General features: G+C 39.3%; 16 protein-coding genes. 1 reads left to right on the top strand and 15 read right to left on the bottom strand.

Annotated elements, in window-relative coordinates:
- Positions 1-20 precede the first annotated feature (20 nt).
- From KSO91_RS03780 to KSO91_RS03815, 8 genes are all read right to left on the bottom strand, one after another.
- Positions 21-4808, bottom strand: coding sequence for an NAD-glutamate dehydrogenase (locus KSO91_RS03780; protein WP_238741496.1), 4788 nt, complete (start codon positions 4806-4808; stop codon positions 21-23).
- Positions 4809-5383: 575 nt separating this feature from the next.
- Positions 5384-7024: a chaperonin GroEL gene (groL, locus tag KSO91_RS03785; protein WP_238741498.1), complete on the bottom strand. Its 1641-nt coding sequence runs from the start codon at positions 7022-7024 to the stop codon at positions 5384-5386.
- 77 nt (positions 7025-7101) lie between these two features.
- Positions 7102-7392: a co-chaperone GroES gene (locus KSO91_RS03790; RefSeq protein ID WP_238741500.1), complete on the bottom strand. Its 291-nt coding sequence runs from the start codon at positions 7390-7392 to the stop codon at positions 7102-7104.
- 145 nt (positions 7393-7537) lie between these two features.
- A complete protein-coding gene (locus tag KSO91_RS03795) occupies positions 7538-7783 on the bottom strand; it encodes a DUF1107 family protein (RefSeq protein ID WP_238741502.1) in 246 nt (81 codons plus the stop codon).
- A gap of 165 nt (positions 7784-7948) precedes the next feature.
- Positions 7949-8425 (bottom strand): FxsA family protein, encoded by a 477-nt coding sequence (locus KSO91_RS03800; RefSeq protein ID WP_238741504.1) that lies wholly within the window; start codon positions 8423-8425, stop codon positions 7949-7951.
- Between the two features lie 255 nt (positions 8426-8680).
- Positions 8681-9280 carry a PilW family protein gene (locus KSO91_RS03805; RefSeq protein ID WP_238741506.1) on the bottom strand — a complete coding sequence of 200 codons (600 nt, stop codon included), beginning with the start codon at positions 9278-9280 and terminating at the stop codon, positions 8681-8683.
- Positions 9280-9816, bottom strand: coding sequence for a GspH/FimT family pseudopilin (locus KSO91_RS03810; protein WP_238741508.1), 537 nt, complete (start codon positions 9814-9816; stop codon positions 9280-9282). Before KSO91_RS03810 ends, KSO91_RS03805 begins: the two co-directional genes overlap by 1 nt.
- A gap of 30 nt (positions 9817-9846) precedes the next feature.
- A complete protein-coding gene (locus tag KSO91_RS03815; RefSeq protein ID WP_238741510.1) occupies positions 9847-11475 on the bottom strand; it encodes a response regulator in 1629 nt (542 codons plus the stop codon).
- A gap of 163 nt (positions 11476-11638) precedes the next feature.
- Between KSO91_RS03815 and KSO91_RS03820 the strand changes: the two genes are divergently transcribed.
- On the top strand, positions 11639-11830 hold the full coding sequence (locus tag KSO91_RS03820) for a DUF3545 family protein (RefSeq protein WP_238741513.1): 192 nt from the start codon (positions 11639-11641) through the stop codon (positions 11828-11830).
- Between the two features lie 70 nt (positions 11831-11900).
- Here KSO91_RS03820 and rpoS read toward each other — a convergent pair whose 3' ends face one another.
- The 7 genes from rpoS to ftsB form a co-directional block, all read right to left on the bottom strand.
- The gene (gene rpoS / locus KSO91_RS03825) at positions 11901-12836 is read right to left on the bottom strand and encodes an RNA polymerase sigma factor RpoS (RefSeq protein WP_238741515.1); all 936 of its coding nucleotides are present in this window, start codon (positions 12834-12836) and stop codon (positions 11901-11903) included.
- Positions 12837-12967: 131 nt separating this feature from the next.
- On the bottom strand, positions 12968-13852 hold the full coding sequence (locus KSO91_RS03830) for a peptidoglycan DD-metalloendopeptidase family protein (RefSeq protein ID WP_238741517.1): 885 nt from the start codon (positions 13850-13852) through the stop codon (positions 12968-12970).
- Between the two features lie 5 nt (positions 13853-13857).
- Positions 13858-14439 (bottom strand): YqaA family protein, encoded by a 582-nt coding sequence (locus tag KSO91_RS03835; protein WP_238741519.1) that lies wholly within the window; start codon positions 14437-14439, stop codon positions 13858-13860.
- Positions 14440-14510: 71 nt separating this feature from the next.
- Positions 14511-15566 carry a tRNA pseudouridine(13) synthase TruD gene (truD, locus tag KSO91_RS03840; protein WP_238741521.1) on the bottom strand — a complete coding sequence of 352 codons (1056 nt, stop codon included), beginning with the start codon at positions 15564-15566 and terminating at the stop codon, positions 14511-14513.
- 3 nt (positions 15567-15569) lie between these two features.
- Complete coding sequence (ispF, locus tag KSO91_RS03845) at positions 15570-16058, bottom strand: 2-C-methyl-D-erythritol 2,4-cyclodiphosphate synthase (RefSeq protein ID WP_238741523.1); 489 nt, start codon at positions 16056-16058, stop codon at positions 15570-15572.
- Position 16059: 1 nt separating this feature from the next.
- Positions 16060-16752 carry a 2-C-methyl-D-erythritol 4-phosphate cytidylyltransferase gene (gene ispD, locus KSO91_RS03850; RefSeq protein WP_238741525.1) on the bottom strand — a complete coding sequence of 231 codons (693 nt, stop codon included), beginning with the start codon at positions 16750-16752 and terminating at the stop codon, positions 16060-16062.
- 4 nt (positions 16753-16756) lie between these two features.
- Positions 16757-17035 carry a cell division protein FtsB gene (gene ftsB / locus KSO91_RS03855; protein WP_238741526.1) on the bottom strand — a complete coding sequence of 93 codons (279 nt, stop codon included), beginning with the start codon at positions 17033-17035 and terminating at the stop codon, positions 16757-16759.
- Positions 17036-17062: the final 27 nt, after the last annotated feature.

Genomic DNA, 17062 nt, shown 5'->3' on the forward strand with positions numbered 1-17062 from the left:
GCATCATGGGCATTTATAATTTAACTGCTGGACAGATCCAATAATTCACGCAACGCAACCTGACACATACTAAACTCAGGTACTTTTACGGCGAGTAAGACATCCGCCATTTTATACCAACGCTGTACCAGATTTTGATGCTGATTTTCCCAAGCAGTAAAAGCTTGACTCACATTGCCCTCTTTTAAACCCAGTAAAATAGTCTGGCAAATATGCTTTTGCTGCCACTCTAAATCATCCCGCATCGCTTCTCTTGCTAATGATTGCCAATGGCTATCGGCAGGTAACACACTGAGCTGTTTGGCAATAGCAAACAGTTTTAAATGCTCACCGCTGTGGAAATACACTTGCACAGCTAACTGTGGTGCCATTTCTAAGGTAGATGCAACCGACAGTACCCCTAACATTGCATAAACCTGATCCGCACTGGCTAATTTATGTGCTAATATTTTAGGCACTCCCGACTCGCTCAGTGAGGCTATCATCTCAGAACGATAAACGATTTCTCCCCCCATTAGCACCAATTCAATATCATCAACAATAGACTGTAACGATTTTTTATATCGTATAACTAAATCGCCAGTATTCAATTGATCACGATGATTACGAATTAACCAACGCGTTCCGTGGCGAACCATGCGTTTAAGCTTAAAGATTAAATCACTTTGTAAATCATAACTGATGCGGTTATCTAAGGCTTCAATTTGCTCCAGCGTCGTATTGAAATCAAAAATATCACGCGCAGCGACCCAAGCTTTACAGACATCTAAAAAGGAACAGCCAGCACTCATCATTATACGGTGTACAAAAGTCGGCCCCATACAGTTAAAAATATCATTGCTGACCTGAGTGGCAACAATTTCAGTGACCAGTGGATGATGATGCACCTCTTTGCGGTACTTATTAACCAGCGAAGCTGGGAAAATCTTCTCAGCTTCCTGCAGCAGATAGGGATCATCGGCTACTTTTTCATTAGCCAGTGCTTCCTTCATCTCATTTTTAGCATAAGAAAGCATCACCGAAATACTTGGGCGGGTTAATCCTTCCTGCCTACTCTTACCTTCAAGCAATACATCATCCGTCGGAATAAACTCAAGAGCACGGTTAAGTTTCCCCTTCTCTTCTAAATCACCAATTAAACGGCGATATTCTTCTAGGCGTTTATATCCTTCCAGATAAGAAATGCTAATACACTGTGCTTGACGGTAATTGTTCTTAAGCACTATTCTAGCCACTTCATCAGTCATATTACCTAACCAAACATTACGCTGCTTAACCGTTAAATCACCTTGTGAAACTAATTTATCTAATAGAATTTTGATATTAACTTCTAAATCGGAACAATTCACTCCTGCAGCATTATCAATCGCATCAGTAAAACATAAGCCGCTATTTAACGCATACTCAATACGTGCTCTCTGAGTCATACCTAAATTACCACCTTCAGCAATCACTGCACAGCGTAATTCATTGCCGTTAACACGCAGAATGTCATTGGCTTTATCGCCGACATCGGCATGACTTTCTAGGCTCCCTTTCACATAGGTCCCGATGCCACCATTCCATAACAAATCAACCTGAGCTTTTAATAAAATACTAATAAGCTCTGTTGGTGTTACTTTTTTCTGATATATATCAAAACGCTTAGCCATTTCCGGCGTGACCGAAATAGATTTTGCGCTGCGTTCAAAGATGCCACCGCCCGACGAAAGCAAATCTCGATTGTAATCGTTCCACCCTGTTCTTGGGGTATCAAATAGACGCTGACGCTCAGCAAAATTAGCGGCTAAGTCCACAGGTGTTGGATCAATAAAAATATGCACATGGTTAAACGCCCCCAGTAAAGCAATAAATGGAGAACGTAACATACCGTTACCAAATACATCACCGCCCATATCACCTATACCGATCACACTCAGCGGCTTACTTTGTACATCAATACTGAGTTCCCGGAAATGACGTTGCACACTAATCCACGCCCCTTTAGCAGTAATCCCCATTTTTTTATGGTCATACCCATTACTACCACCCGAAGCGAACGCATCATTCAGCCAGAAATCTCTGTCCACTGCCAGCTCATTAGCAATATCAGAGAATGTCGCAGTGCCTTTATCTGCAGCCACAACAAGGTAAGGATCATCACCGTCGTAACGCACCAAATCAGGGGGAGGTATTACCGTCCCCTCACTTAAATTGTCAGTAATATCCAATAACGCACTGATAAATATTTTGTAGCAACTGATGCCCTCAGCCATAAAGGTTTCTCTGTCCATCGCAGGCTTAATTTTTTTCGCAACAAAGCCTCCTTTTGCACCAACCGGGACAATCACTGAATTTTTCACCTGCTGTGCTTTGACCAAACCCAATATCTCGGTGCGGAAATCCTCGCGGCGATCAGACCAGCGCAAACCACCACGGGCGACTTTTCCACCGCGCAGATGCACCCCCTCGATACGCGGAGAATAAACAAAAACTTCATAAGTTAAGCGCGGCAGCGGGATATCGCATATTTTGCTGTGGTCAAATTTAAAACTGATGTAGGATTTATTTTCACCCTCATTTTCTTGAAAATAATTACTACGCAGTGTTGCCATAATCAGTTCAACATATTTACGCAGTACTCTGTCTTCATTAAGATTAGTGACATCATTAAGCGCAGTTAAAATTTTCATTTCTAGGTTTTGCTGTTTTTCTAAATCGATGGTTCGACTCGGATCAAAGCGCAATTTAAATAATGTCACTAGTTCTTTCACCAGCTTACTGTGATCTAATAACGTTTTCGCAATACTGCTTTGGCTAAAACCAAAGCATAACTGTTTTAAATATTTAGCATAGGCGCGCAGCATTGCAACATCCCGCCACGCCAGTCCTGCACCAAGAATAAGCTTATTAAATGGATCGTTCTCTGCTTTTCCATACCAGATAGATAAAAAAGCATCGGCAAAAACAACATCATAAGTATTCGGCTCTAAATTATTCACCTTCGAGTAAATTAGGGTAAAGTCATATAACCAAAAGTTTTTTTCACAGCTAGGTGTCACTTTATAAGGGTATTCTTCAGCAACTTTTAGTCCTAAATTTTCTAAAATTGGAATAAGATCGGAAAGCAGTAAAGCACCATCCTGATGAAAAAGTTTTAATTTAAGTTCACTGCTATTTGGCTCTATTGAACGGTAGAAGCGCAGCGTCATAGCCCGTTTTTGATCCTTATATAACGATTCAATACGCTCTATATCGGCCACTGCAACCCGGGAGTTGAAGGTGTCTTGATAGCTGCCAGTAAAAGCACCAGTGTATTTTTTATTCAGTTTAGTACCTAGCTCTTCACCAAAATGTTCAATTAAAGACTCGTGTAATTCATCACTCCACAGTCTAGTTAACTGTCTCATACGGTCCTGAATGGCCTGCACTTCCAATACTTCATTAAGTGGATTTTTAAGGCGTAAAACCAAACGTAATCGGGCTAAATTTGACTCACTTAAATAGGTCTGGAAATCACTGTCTGTGACTTCTAAGGTGCAGCAAATAAGCTTTTCAAACTTAAGTCTTACTTCTGTATTATAAATATCGCGCGGTACATACAGAATAGCGATAACAAACTGATTATGGCCTTCCGTACGTAAAAATAGTTTTAAGTCTTTACGCTCCTGCGCATGCAGTACTTCCGTTACATTCTGCAACAGCTCACTTTCATTACACAGCAGTAGGTCTTCAACAGGATAAGTATAAAGAATTTGCGCTAGTTCTTTATAATAATGCCCACCTTTGCTGTAACCAGACTGTTTCAGGATATTACTCAATTTATTACGTACAACGGGTATATCAACCGGGGTGCCGCTGTAAACTGAAGAGGTATACAACCCGATAAAGCGATATGCACTAACGCATTCACCATTCTCATTAAATTGCTTAATATAAATAATATCGGGATAAGCTGGACGATGTACCATAGCGCGTTTTGAGGCTTTAGTGAAAAGCACTAGCGTATTTTCATTTAATACATTGACAGACTGCAACTGGCTAGTTTCACGTCTAAATTCGGCATGTTTTAACAAACCTAACTGACTACCTTCAACAGGCTTAACAAGGCCTCCTTTAACAATCAGTTTTTCACCAGCAAGAAAAGTGAAATGATCTTCCAGCATCCAAGTTAAAAAAGTTTGCTGTTCCTGAAGATCCTCAATATTACTATTACATTTCAACCTTGTACTAAATTTCACAGCTTCTTTAACGTAATTTATAAGCGCTGTAAAATCATCTACAACGAGCACTATATCCAGCAGTACAAGCTGTAACTTCGCCCTGATTTCATCGCGCTCAGATGCAGAACTGGTCTGATCTATTTCGAAATACAGCAGTAATTCATTTGAATTTTTATTTTCAAGTGATTTTAGTTTTCCGATTTTACCGCGTTCAGCTGCTATTTCACTATGAAAAAAACGGTGTATTTTTATGTTCTTCTCATTAATGATGAGCTTTAAGGTATCAATAACAAAAGGAACGTTTCTACATAACACACTGATCACGGTGTGAGCTGACTGCCATTCATCCTGCTCAACATCGGGATTAAATACACGCACTTTAGCTTCATCACCTAACCACTGTTGCGCCTCACGCCACAATGACACTGTCAGACCGCATAAATCCGTCTGTGACATTTGTGTTAAATCGCTGATCACCACATCGCGATAAACACAATGAATAAATTGCTGTAATGTTTTTTGTGTACGCTCTGAAAAGTGTGGCTGTAATTGAGAAAATAGTTGATCTAAAATATCACTTTTTTGATTGAGTTTTGAAATCATCATTACCACCTATCTTGCTGAATCTTATTACCCTAAGGCTAGATCAGTATAGTGAATTAACAAACGTGATACGTGATGACGCAGCGCTATTTGGCTATTTGATGCAAAGAAAATAGGTGTAAATTAGGATGAGCATAAAAATGTTAATTACAGCTATCAGCTAAAGAGGGTTTCAGGTGACTGTTATACCAATTACATTAAATAAGTGTTCTGAATTTTGCGTAGGAAAAATAGCTTAGTTTAAGGCATAAGTTGAGGTAAATGGTTGTTCCCTTTACGAAACTTATAACGAAGAAATAAGTTATTTTAACAAGTAAAATAGACCAGTTAATTATTGTGATTAGTATTATTATTGCAATTCCGCCCCGACGGCAGAATTGCAACACCATCAACCACAAGCAACAGATCACAGCGATAAAGCTAATCCATTACCGCAGGAGTGAGTGCAAAAGCGGGAAGACGTAAAAGCGGATAATAACCAATACGGAATAACTGCAAACAAAAAAGCCTCGAAAAACAAGGTTCTTCGAGGCTCATGAAACGTTATGCGTTTCAATAGAATGGTTAGATGATGATGCTTACATCATGCCGCCCATTCCACCACCCATGCCACCCATATCAGGCATCGCGGCACCTGATTCTAGAGGACGATCAGTGATCATACATTCAGTAGTAATCATCATGCCAGCAATAGAAGCGGCGAACTGTAATGCGCTACGGGTTACTTTAGTTGGGTCAAGAATACCCATCTCTAACATATCACCGTATTCACCCGTGGTTGCATTGTAACCGTAGTTTCCTTCGCCTTTCTGTACGTTATTAGTCACTACAGAAGCTTCTTCACCACAGTTTTCTACGATTTGACGAAGTGGTGATTCCATAGCACGTAGTGCAACACGGATGCCAACATTTTGCTCGTCATTATCACCTTTAAGATCTTTTAATAGTGCAGCAACACGAACTAAAGCAACACCGCCACCGGCAACAACGCCTTCTTCAACCGCTGCACGTGTTGCATGTAATGCATCATCGACGCGATCTTTTTTCTCTTTCATTTCCACTTCTGTCGAAGCGCCAACTTTAATGACAGCGACACCGCCGGCTAATTTAGCAGAGCGTTCTTGTAATTTTTCTTTATCATAATCAGATGAAGAAGCTTCTATTTGTTGTTGGATTTGAGCAACACGGGCCTTAATAGCCGCATCTTCGCCAATACCATCAATAATGGTTGTTTCATCTTTACTGATAACAATGCGTTTGGCTTGACCTAAATCTTCCAGTTGTACTTTTTCAAGATCTAAACCTATCTCTTCAGAAATAACAGTCGCAGCCGTTAAAATCGCAATATCTTGTAACATCGCTTTACGACGATCACCAAAACCAGGTGCTTTAACTGCACACACTTTGACGATACCGCGCATATTGTTAACAACCAACGTTGCCAACGCTTCGCCTTCAACATCTTCAGCAATAATAAGTAACGGTTTTGATGCTTTAGCAACAGCTTCTAGTGTTGGCAATAATTCACGGATATTACCAATCTTTTTATCAACCAATAAGATATATGGACTTTCCAATTCAACCGTACCGGTTTCATGATTTGTCATAAAGTAAGGAGAAAGATAACCGCGATCAAATTGCATGCCTTCAACGACATCAAGTTCAGTTTCTAGTCCTTGGCCTTCTTCAACAGTGATAACACCTTCATTGCCCACTTTCTGCATCGCTTGGGCGATAATTTCACCTATTTCGTGATCAGAGTTAGCCGAGATGGTACCGACTTGAGTAATTGCTTTTGAATCAGAACAAGGTGTCGATAACGATTTCAGCGCTTCAACAGCCGCTTTAACAGTTTTATCTATACCACGTTTCAAATCCATTGGATTCATTCCCGCAGCAACCGCTTTTAGTCCTTCTGAAATAATAGCCTGTGCTAAAACAGTTGCAGTAGTTGTTCCGTCGCCTGCTGCATCATTAGTTTGCGAAGCCACTTCTTTAACCATCTGTGCGCCCATGTTTTCGAACTTATCTTCTAGCTCGATCTCTTTAGCGACCGTGACACCATCTTTAGTTATTTGTGGCGCACCAAAACTTTTATCAATAACAACATTACGTCCTTTAGGACCCAAAGTTACTTTAACTGCGTCAGCCAATACATTTACACCAGCAAGCATTTTAATACGAGCGTCATTACCGAATTTCACATCTTTTGCAGACATATTTATTTTCCTTTACCTGTTAGATTTATGGTCAAACTATTTTTCTGCTGTTAGAAAAATGGCGTTGAATTTAAAATTTATTCTACAACGGCTAAAATATCATTTTCACTCAGTATAATGACTTCTTGACCTTCTATTTTTTCCGTTTTCAAGCCATAACCTTCACTAAAAATAACAATATCACCCACTTTTACATCAAGCGGTTTTACTTCTCCGCTATCTAAAAGGCGGCCTTTACCCACAGCTAAAACCTCACCGCGAGTTGATTTTTCAGCCGCGCTTCCGGTTAATACGATACCACCAGCTGATTTAGTTTCTTGTTCAGTACGTTTTAAAATAACGCGATCATGTAATGGACGAATAGTCATGGTTTTTCCTTAAGATAATTAACGTTTGCATTGATTAAATAGATGGGGATGAATATTAGATTATCAAGTACGCAGTATCATTTTATTAAAAAAAACCTGCAATAAATATACAGGTTATTAGAGGTTTATTTGAGTCAAATTAAAACTAGCTGATTGAAACTTTTGGATGAGATAATTCATTTATAATTCGATTGATTTCGCTGACGACAATCATAATACTTTTTTCACTTTTCTGATGTTGATAAGCAACTACCTTCCCCTCGATAACACGCAAACGGCCCAAACCGACAATAAAGATACGACCGCTAAAAAAGCCTTTAACGAATTTTGCAATTTGGCGAGGTTGATATTTTTTAAAACTTCTTAATGTTATAGAGTGCTTAATATTCACAATTAACCCTTTTTAGAGTGATAAATTCTGGACCGCTAGTTTACTGTTCTTGTGTGACAACTTAATGATTAATAAGTTTTTTCCAAGATAGAAATAGTTAAAATGCTAGCGCTGAAACAAATTGAACAAAGGAATAGCCCGCCATGTGATGTTTGTCAAAAAAACCTATTTTTTATCCTCTTTACGTTCAAACTCCCCTTCAATAATATTTTCATCGGCGTTGCTATCCGTAAAAGGAGAGCCTGTTGGTGATTGCGAATAACCACCTGTAAGAGGAACTGTTGGATTTATCTTTATATTTGCTAGCACAGTTTTCGCAATTGCCGCTCTAATTTGTGGTTGTAATAGTAATAAACCGCACAAATCAGTTACAAAACCTGGCGTCACTAATAGCACACCAGTCACCAGCAACATCACACCTTCAATCAGTTGCAAACCGGGTATTTCGCCTTGCGCCATGCGTTCCTGTAACTGTTTTACAAGCTGGATGCCTTGGCTACGTACAAGCGCGGAGCCGATTAATGCGGTAACAATAACTAATCCAATAGTTGGCCATGCACCTAAAAAGCTACCGACTTTAACCAGAACAAAAATCTCTAATAATGAGACACTGGTGAAAATTAAAAATAATCGCGCAAACATAGTCACTCCTAAATAGATCTTCTAATTAGTAAAATATTGGTAATATATATCGTTATATAAACAGTCAACCTATTATATGGGGGTACTTGAAAGAAAATTCAAGATGATAAATTTCATTTCGAGGTATATGGCAAACAACTGATGAATACTATTATCGTTCATCGTAACAAGCTTAGTCTGCATAAAAGGGGAAAAGTTCACAATTAAAAAAGGGGGCGATAGTGAAGTCCTAGATTCTGACAAAGATCATCCGTCCTACTTGACCTCTATATTTCTCACGCTCACTTTTGTCTTTATTACATGTGAATAACGATTATCTGACACCAACTCTCCAGCTAAAATTATTTGTACGCTGCGCATCGTTGCCGATGCACTCGAAACAGCGTTCTCTGTAAAGTTTAACGCAGTGATTTTGATGAAGTTTTTATCGGATAATGCAGTCCAAGATCCATTGCCCGGAGAATAACAATCACTGGCAAGAGGACCAACGCCTGTTCCAAATTGAATCTCATTTTTAGCGGGGACAAACCTAAAAGCCATTTTGTTCGCATCAGTAATAGAAAGCACGGAATCATGGTTATAATAGTAAATAATACAATGATTGATTGAATCCACCGTTTTACTTGCACCACTGCCCACCAGAAAAGCGTTACCACCATAACCCGCACGTCTGATATCGGTTTCCATCATGGACATCATTGATTGTAAATCCGTGCGTAAGCGCGAGTATTTTAAACTTTTCGCGCCTGATGAAACACCCGTCACATACAAACCAATAACCATCGCCAGCAATACAGAGCCAAGCAGTAATGAAATTAACATCTCGATTAATGAAAAACCTTTTTTCCCCGCCATTAGCATTTTTTATACCCTAATTGTGCTTGTTCTGGCGAACAAACTCGTAAGCGCATCGTTGACTGGATAACTTTTAACTTATAACCGGCGTCATCTGCCAGTGTGACGCTACCAGCATTAACACTAAAACGCATTGGACTATAAGAGGCTTGATTACTACTAAAAGTGATATCTGATGGGGCTATCAATACGGCTTGCCCATCACTTAACTCGTTAACGACTTCTAAGCCATTTAACAAGCAGGAAGCAGGGGTAAAGCAATCACAACTAGCCTGATCCGTCATCCCCATTTTCCATTTACCGCTATTGCCCAATTGGCAAAAGTGTACATAAATTTTTTTGTTATACTTGATCGATTGAGACTTTGCTAAACGCAAAAAATGATAAAGATGTTCCGTCTTTTGTACTAATTTCTGTTGAGAAAATAGCCTGCTATAGTTATTTATACCGATTGAGATCAGAATTCCAAGTACCACAAGTGTGACAAGTAATTCAATAAGCGTAAACCCAGCTCTTTTACGGTGATCTATTTTCATCAATAACGGTCCAATAATATTTAATTTTATTTACCCACCTAAGATGGCTTTAAGCTCGGTTTCAATTGAGCGATAACGTTTCATTGATAAGCTATCAAGCTGACCAGCTTCGATTACATTAATACATTGCTTGACGATCTGTTTTTTCTTACTGAACTTCTCATTAGGTGGCCATCCCTTTGTAATTGATTGCGCTAAATTTAATGACAACAGCGTATTGTTCGGCATGATTTCATGCGCATCAAGAAATATGCTTGTCGAAGCGGGATATAGACCACTGCGGTAAAGTTTGATGCCCTGCTCATTAAGGCTAAGCAGCTTAGCAATTTGCTCTTTATGCTGCCGCTTCACTTTGTTAATAAGCAGTAGATCACTCATTTCTTCAATACTATTATTGTGTTCAGGGAAAGTAATTAGTGCCATAATTTGATCATGTTTTTTGTAATTACCGAGCTCAAACCAGGCTTTGGCTAGCGCTAAGCCACAATCTCGATCACAGTCAATTATAATGTCAACATTGCAGTCGTTAAGTGAGTCAGTTGCAGACTTCAACAGTCCTTTCATGATCAACATTCGTGCACAGACAATTTTTTCAAGCTCATGAAACGTCGTTTTATCAAAACGCTGCGAAGCGCTTTTTAGGGTGACTTGTACTTGTGAGAATATTTTGGCTTGCTGTAATTCGCTACTTTTTTGAGCGCGATCGAGTAGGCAGTTAATATAGTTAAAATGGTGTTCAATACGCTCATGCACTGAAAAACGGGTATTCTGTAATACCGTTTTAAGGCAGCGCTGGGCTACTTCCCAATCACTTTCTAGCAAGGAAAGGTTAGCCAAGGCACGTTGTCTAGGGATATTTTTAGGGGATAGTTTGACCGATTCGATTAGTGTATTTTTTGCTTGCGAGTAACATTCACGCTGAGCATAGATGCTAGACAACCAGTTTAAAGCTTCAATGCGTGTTTCTTTCAATTCACAGAGATCATTTAATAGTGTTGCAGAATTCGTGTAATCACCAAGGTGATAATAAGCGATCGCTTTGCCTAATTTAGCCCAAGAGAAATATCGCAGATCTAAAATTGAGTTATACAGTTCCAGTGCTATTCGGGGCTGTCTTAAATTAAGTAACACTTCACCTTTAAGACGCATAACGGGCAATGCATATTTTAGATCTGTTTTAGACGCTTTAGCGCATTCATCTAACGCTTTTCTATAATCGCGCAGCGCAAGCGCATCATAAATCCCTCCCAGCACCTTACGTTTTTTTAACGCCCTGACCAAACGAGCTTCTAATGTTTTGTAGGAAAATGGCTTTAATAGATAGTCATCAGGTTGTAATTCCACAATACCATGGATAACTTGCAAAGCAGTTTCCGCACTTATTAATATAAAAACAGTATTACTTTTAAGTAACTCGCGTAGTTTTAACTCTTCAAATAGTTGATAGCCGTCTTTACCTTTTCCTAAATTAAAATCACATAAAACAAAATCAAATTTTGTAGCTTCACACAGCTCAATTGCACGATCGCCATTAGCGGCAACGGATATGTCTATACAGCCGAGCATTTGTAGCATGCCTTTTATCGCACTTCTTATTGTGTCGATATCATCAACCACTAAAACGGCTTGCGTAGAAAAGAAATTACTGGGTAAGGCCATAATTTGTCAGTACCTAAGATAGATAAAAGAAAACTATTAAATTTTAGTTGAACAGATAGCTTTCGCTATAAATTAATGAAGGATAGCATCGTAATATCATAAAACTGCAATACTTAATGCTTATTGTTACCCCATCGAAACACTTTCAACATATAAGGACTGGATGAATATGCAATATTTAGACCGTGCAGATATACAAGCAAGTGATGATGAGAAAATCTATATCCCGAAAAAAACAACGCAAAGAGTCAGAATGTGGCGGGAGATAGAAGAGGTTAAAGCTCGTCAAAAATTAGTAAAAGAACTGCGCGAAATTGATCCAAGCTTTTCATTAGTATTAGCTGACTTCTTTTAACCGCTAAAATTCAAATTAATAAAAACGCATCAAAAGGGATGCGTTTTTATTCATTTTAAAAGCCAGTAAGCTAAATCTGAAATAAAGACTCGATCGATAAACCTTGCTGAGAGAGTACATCCCGCAAACTCTTTAATGCCTCGACCTGAATTTGGCGGACACGCTCGCGTGTTAACCCTATCTCTTTGCCTACATTTTCTAAGGTCGCCGCTTCATAACCCAATAAACCAAAACGCCTTGCTAGCACTTCTCGCTGCTTAGGATTCAGATCTTCTAACCAATCAACAATGCGTAACTTCATATCATCATCTTGTAACTCATTCTCTGGTGACGCTTCTTTACGATCCGGAATAATATCTAAGAGTTCCTTATCAGAATTATTACCAATGGGTATGTCCACTGAACTGATCCGCTCATTAAGCTTTAATATTTTGGCAACCTCTTTCGCTGAAACATCTAACTCTTTTGCAATATCTTCCGCGGTGGGTTCATGCGTTAATTTGTGCGCTAATTCTCTCGCAGTTCTTAAATAAACATTTAATTTTTTAACAATGTGGATAGGAAGCCGAATAGTGCGTGTTTGATTCATAATGGCGCGTTCTATGGTTTGACGTATCCACCAAGTTGCGTAAGTAGAAAAACGAAAACCTTTTTCTGGATCAAATTTCTCCACTGCACGAATTAATCCTAAATTCCCTTCTTCAACTAAATCGAGCAGGGACAGGCCACGGTTGTTATAACGGCGAGAAATTTTAACCACTAGTCGTAAATTGCTTTCAATCATGCGTCTACGTGCAACGTCATCACCACGTAGGGATCGCCGAGCGTAATAAACCTCTTCCGGTGCGGTTAATAAGGGAGAAAACCCGATCTCACCAAGGTAAAGTTGAGTGGCATCCATTATCTTTAATTCATTATTTGCAGTTACTTCTATGGCATCAATACTGACATTGATAACGCCGTCATTTTCACATTCAATTAAATCACTTTTAGCTTTTTTAATCATATAGCTAATATCCTTATTTTAATGCGCAAATTAATATTCTTAGTGACACAAAACAGCTTACACCAGAAATAACATTTTATAATCAAAAATAGGTACATTTGTTGCGAATTACTACTGTAAATGCTAAGCAGTTAACGTTTTGGTAGGTAACGTAACGGATCGACAGACTTGCCACGGTAACGGATTTCAAAATGCAAATGCACACTGTCTGCACCGCTATCACCCATTATTGCTATTTTTTGACCTTCTTTAATTGTTTCGTTTTCACCAACAAATAGTTTTTCATTGTGTGCATAGGCACTTAAATAATCATAATTATGTTTAATAATTATTAAGTTACCGTAACCTCGCAAGCCATTGCCTGCATAAACAACTTTTCCAGATGCCGTTGCATGAATAGCGGTTCCTCGCCGATTTGAAAGGCTGATCCCTTTCATTCCTTGTTGTGATGCGGAAAATGTTTCAGTTAATCTCCCTTCTGCGGGCCAACGCCAATCTGTTACTTTTAGACGTTTAGGATGTTTCTCTGCGGCCCTTTTATTAAGCGTTCTGACAACCCCTTCATTTGTAGAGTAAGCTTTTGTTTTTTTCTGTACAAGCTTTTGATTGCGGTTTTTCTCACAGCTTTGACCCGAGCAGTTAGTTGCAGCTTTTTTATCTGATTTTTGTGAAGGGAGGTCATTTTTTACGGTTGTTGTTTTGGCTTTATTAAGTTTTCGCGGCTTTTTTTCTATTAAATTTAATATCTGTCCTTGGTAAATAGTATAGGGTGGTTTTAAATGATTACGCTTAACTAATGTCTCGACGTCAAGATCTGATCGCCATGCAATTGAATACAAGGTATCACCCGTTGCGACTTTATAGGTGCTGAAATTTTGAAGCGGGGAAGCTGATTGAGAGTATGTACTATTTCTATTTTGACTTAAGGTAAGATCCAAAACTGGGGCTCGGGGATCCGCTGAGCTACACCCCCACAGCCCCCATAAACTGAAAATAAAAACAGTAAGATATTTCACAAGCCTTAATACTTCAATGCAAAATATAAAAGAATGGCGAGTAATATTGTTATCCATCCCAATCTATCGATATATTTACTTAGCTTAGCTTCCATCTTCTTACCTCCTAGAACCATTAAACCAGCCACTATAAAGAAACGTAAACCGCGACCAATTAGTGCCGTTAATAGAAATGGGAAAAATGCCATGCTCATAATTCCAGCGGTAATGGTAAAAACTTTAAAAGGAATAGGCGTAAAACTGGCAATAAAAATAACCATTATCCCCCACTGTGAAAACCAAGCTTGTGCTATCTGCATTTTTTCTTGATAACCCATAAACTCTATAAAAGGCAAAACTAACGGATCATATAGAACGTTTCCTACATAATAACCTACGGCGCCCCCCAACACAGAAAAAACAGTTGCTCCCAATGCAAAACGCCAGGCTAAGTGAGGTTTCGCAAGCGCCATGGGTGCGAGCATAATATCAACAGGAATAGGCCAAAAAATGGATTCAACAAAGGCGGTGATATAAAGATAAAATGGCGCATACCTGTGTTGCGACCAAATCATAACCTTAGCGTATAGTGGGGAAAATATTTTCACTGTGTTTTCTCATGTCGTAAATAAAAAATAGCAACGAGTGGCTTGTTAACAATCAGGTTGATTATTTAAAATTATCCATTGCAAGCTATTGCGGGTTCACTAATTAACTCCCGTAGAACACTGGTCGCGTAACAACCCGATGGCAGATAAAAATCGATTTGCACACTCCTTTCATCAAGCCAAGTGGCGCTCAATTTTTCAGGGATTAATAACAAAGGTCGGCGCTCCTGTTTTAATCCATTTTGAGCCAGTCCCGCCTGAATTTCATGGTAAGTTGACAGCAATGCTGTTTCATACTCTTTTGCATCTAATTCTGAAGTTAACTCCCCAGCTCCCCATAAAGGTGCTGTTAGACAAACTTCGCGCTTATTTAAACGCCCCATTGTGGCTGGATCTAACTCCATTAACGGAAAAAAGGAACGATTACCCACAAATTGCACACAATCACCCAATATGGGTTTATTATACAGATCCTCTTTAATACGCGCTGAAACCACATGATTAAATAGATAACTACGCGCCGCGCTTAAATAAATACCACGTTTAAAACGATCTTTTATTTTTCGACCTTGAAACATAGTCAGCGCCGCTGTGACATTATAACCATCAAACCCAAACCGCTGCGCACCAAAATAGTTTGGCACCCCATTTTGCAGCTGTTGTAATGCGTTTTGGAATGCGCTTTTATCACTGATTTCTCGTAAAACAATTGAGAAGTAGTTACCCGCTAATGCACCTGTCTTAATCTTTTTGTGATGGCGAACAACCTTCAAAATGGTCACACCCGGCGATTCAAACTGCGAAAAATCAGGCGTCACTTTCCCTGGAATATGCAGTGAAAACCATTGTTTAGTATCACCAAGGCGATCTTTTAGGCCTGCATAGCTAACATTACGGGCAGGAATATTGGCAAATTTAGCCAGTTCACGCGCTAAATATTGTGTGTTTTCGCCTATTTTACGCACCCACAAGCAAACATGTTCACCTTCTCCGGTTAACTCAAACCCCAAGTTTTCTTGAACATTAAAATCTTCACATGACTGTTTATATAACCCCGTACTTTGAGGTTTTCCATAGAGATAACTAAAATCTAAATCAACTACTTGCTTTTCGCTTTTTTCATTCATTATTTATTCTTCATTATTTTTTTTAATCAATAGAACAACAGCATGGGTGGCAATTCCTTCCCCGCGTCCAATACAACCCAGCTTTTCAGTGGTAGTTGCTTTGACATTAATATTATGAGACTCGGTTTCTAATAGTGCCGCTATCTGCAAGCGCATATCATCAATAAAAGAGGCCATTTTCGGAGCCTGTGCCACAATAGTTAGATCCACATTACCAATGTTATAACCTCTATTTTTTGTTTGATGAAAAACATCTAATAGCAATTTCCGGCTATCAATATCGGCATATTTAGGATCGTTATCTGGGAAATGGCGGCCTATATCCCCCAATGCAAGTGCCCCCAATAACGCATCACATAAAGCATGCAGTACCACATCGCCATCTGAATGAGCAATTAACCCGCGAAAATAGGGTATTTTAACACCGCCAAGGGTAATCGGGCCTTGCCCGCCAAACTTATGAACATCAAAACCGTGTCCGATTCGAATCATTTCATGCTCCATTAATTTTTTGGGATAGATACAGTTCCGCGAGTTGTAAATCTTCCTGACGAGTCACTTTGAGATTATCACTTCGTCCTTCGATGATAGTAACAGGCAATCCCGACATTTCCATAGCAGAAGCTTCATCGGTAATCATTTGTGGATCATCGATCTGACTAATCGCCTTAAGCAATACTTTGTTTTCGAACATTTGCGGTGTCAAAGCATGCCATAAATTTTCACGATCAACCGTGGCGATTATTTGCCCACGTAAATCGCTACGTTTCATGGTGTCGCGTACTCTGGACGCAAGAATCGCGCCCTGTTTTGAAAACGTCACAGAGGCAATTAACTTATCTATATCAGTGCGCGAAATACAAGGTCTTGCCGCATCATGCACTAACACATAAGCGCATTCATCAATCACATTCAGCGCCGACAATACTGAGTCAACACGCGTCAAACCGCCTTCTACGAGTTCTACTTTGGGGTGTTTGGCGACACTTAGCTGGGTAAACCAGCGATCGTTTTTAGCTATTGAGATAACCACTTTGGTGATATCTGGATGGTTAAGAAAAGGAGCCATACTGTGTTCAATAATAGTTTTACCTAATAACGACAGGTACTGTTTAGGGATCTCTGCCGCGACACGTTTGCCAAGGCCCGCAGCCGCAATCACGGCAACTAAATTTAATTTACTCATTCGCTTAATCTTCTTTTGGGACAATATGGAAAAACGTTTCTCCCTCTTTCACTAAACCTAATTCATTGCGAGCTCGTTCTTCAATAGCCTGAGATCCTCGCTTCAAATTATCTATTTCTGCAAACATCATCTGGTTGCGTTGTCTGAGATCCGCATTGCTTACTATTACAAGCGCAACTTCTTTCTTTAACGCAGAGTTGTCCTGTAACCCATTTTTACCAAACCATAAGTGGTATTGTTGCAAAGCTAATAAAGAGAGGAGCACAAACATAAATAAACGCATAGCAAAAAAACCTCTAAAAAGCACAAA

The sequence above is a fragment of the Psychromonas antarctica genome (assembly GCF_022267535.1).
Lineage (GTDB): Bacteria > Pseudomonadota > Gammaproteobacteria > Enterobacterales > Psychromonadaceae > Psychromonas > Psychromonas antarctica.

Coding starts and splice junctions, on each gene's coding strand:
- KSO91_RS03780 (WP_238741496.1), bottom strand. CDS start 4,808: ATGATGATTTCAAAACTCAATCAAAAAAGTGATATTTTAGATCAACTA.
- groL (WP_238741498.1), bottom strand. CDS start 7,024: ATGTCTGCAAAAGATGTGAAATTCGGTAATGACGCTCGTATTAAAATG.
- KSO91_RS03790 (WP_238741500.1), bottom strand. CDS start 7,392: ATGACTATTCGTCCATTACATGATCGCGTTATTTTAAAACGTACTGAA.
- KSO91_RS03800 (WP_238741504.1), bottom strand. CDS start 8,425: ATGTTTGCGCGATTATTTTTAATTTTCACCAGTGTCTCATTATTAGAG.
- KSO91_RS03805 (WP_238741506.1), bottom strand. CDS start 9,280: ATGGCGGGGAAAAAAGGTTTTTCATTAATCGAGATGTTAATTTCATTA.
- KSO91_RS03810 (WP_238741508.1), bottom strand. CDS start 9,816: ATGAAAATAGATCACCGTAAAAGAGCTGGGTTTACGCTTATTGAATTA.
- KSO91_RS03815 (WP_238741510.1), bottom strand. CDS start 11,475: ATGGCCTTACCCAGTAATTTCTTTTCTACGCAAGCCGTTTTAGTGGTT.
- KSO91_RS03820 (WP_238741513.1), top strand. CDS start 11,639: ATGAATATGCAATATTTAGACCGTGCAGATATACAAGCAAGTGATGAT.
- rpoS (WP_238741515.1), bottom strand. CDS start 12,836: ATGATTAAAAAAGCTAAAAGTGATTTAATTGAATGTGAAAATGACGGC.
- truD (WP_238741521.1), bottom strand. CDS start 15,566: ATGAATGAAAAAAGCGAAAAGCAAGTAGTTGATTTAGATTTTAGTTAT.
- ispF (WP_238741523.1), bottom strand. CDS start 16,058: ATGATTCGAATCGGACACGGTTTTGATGTTCATAAGTTTGGCGGGCAA.
- ispD (WP_238741525.1), bottom strand. CDS start 16,752: ATGAGTAAATTAAATTTAGTTGCCGTGATTGCGGCTGCGGGCCTTGGC.
- ftsB (WP_238741526.1), bottom strand. CDS start 17,035: ATGCGTTTATTTATGTTTGTGCTCCTCTCTTTATTAGCTTTGCAACAA.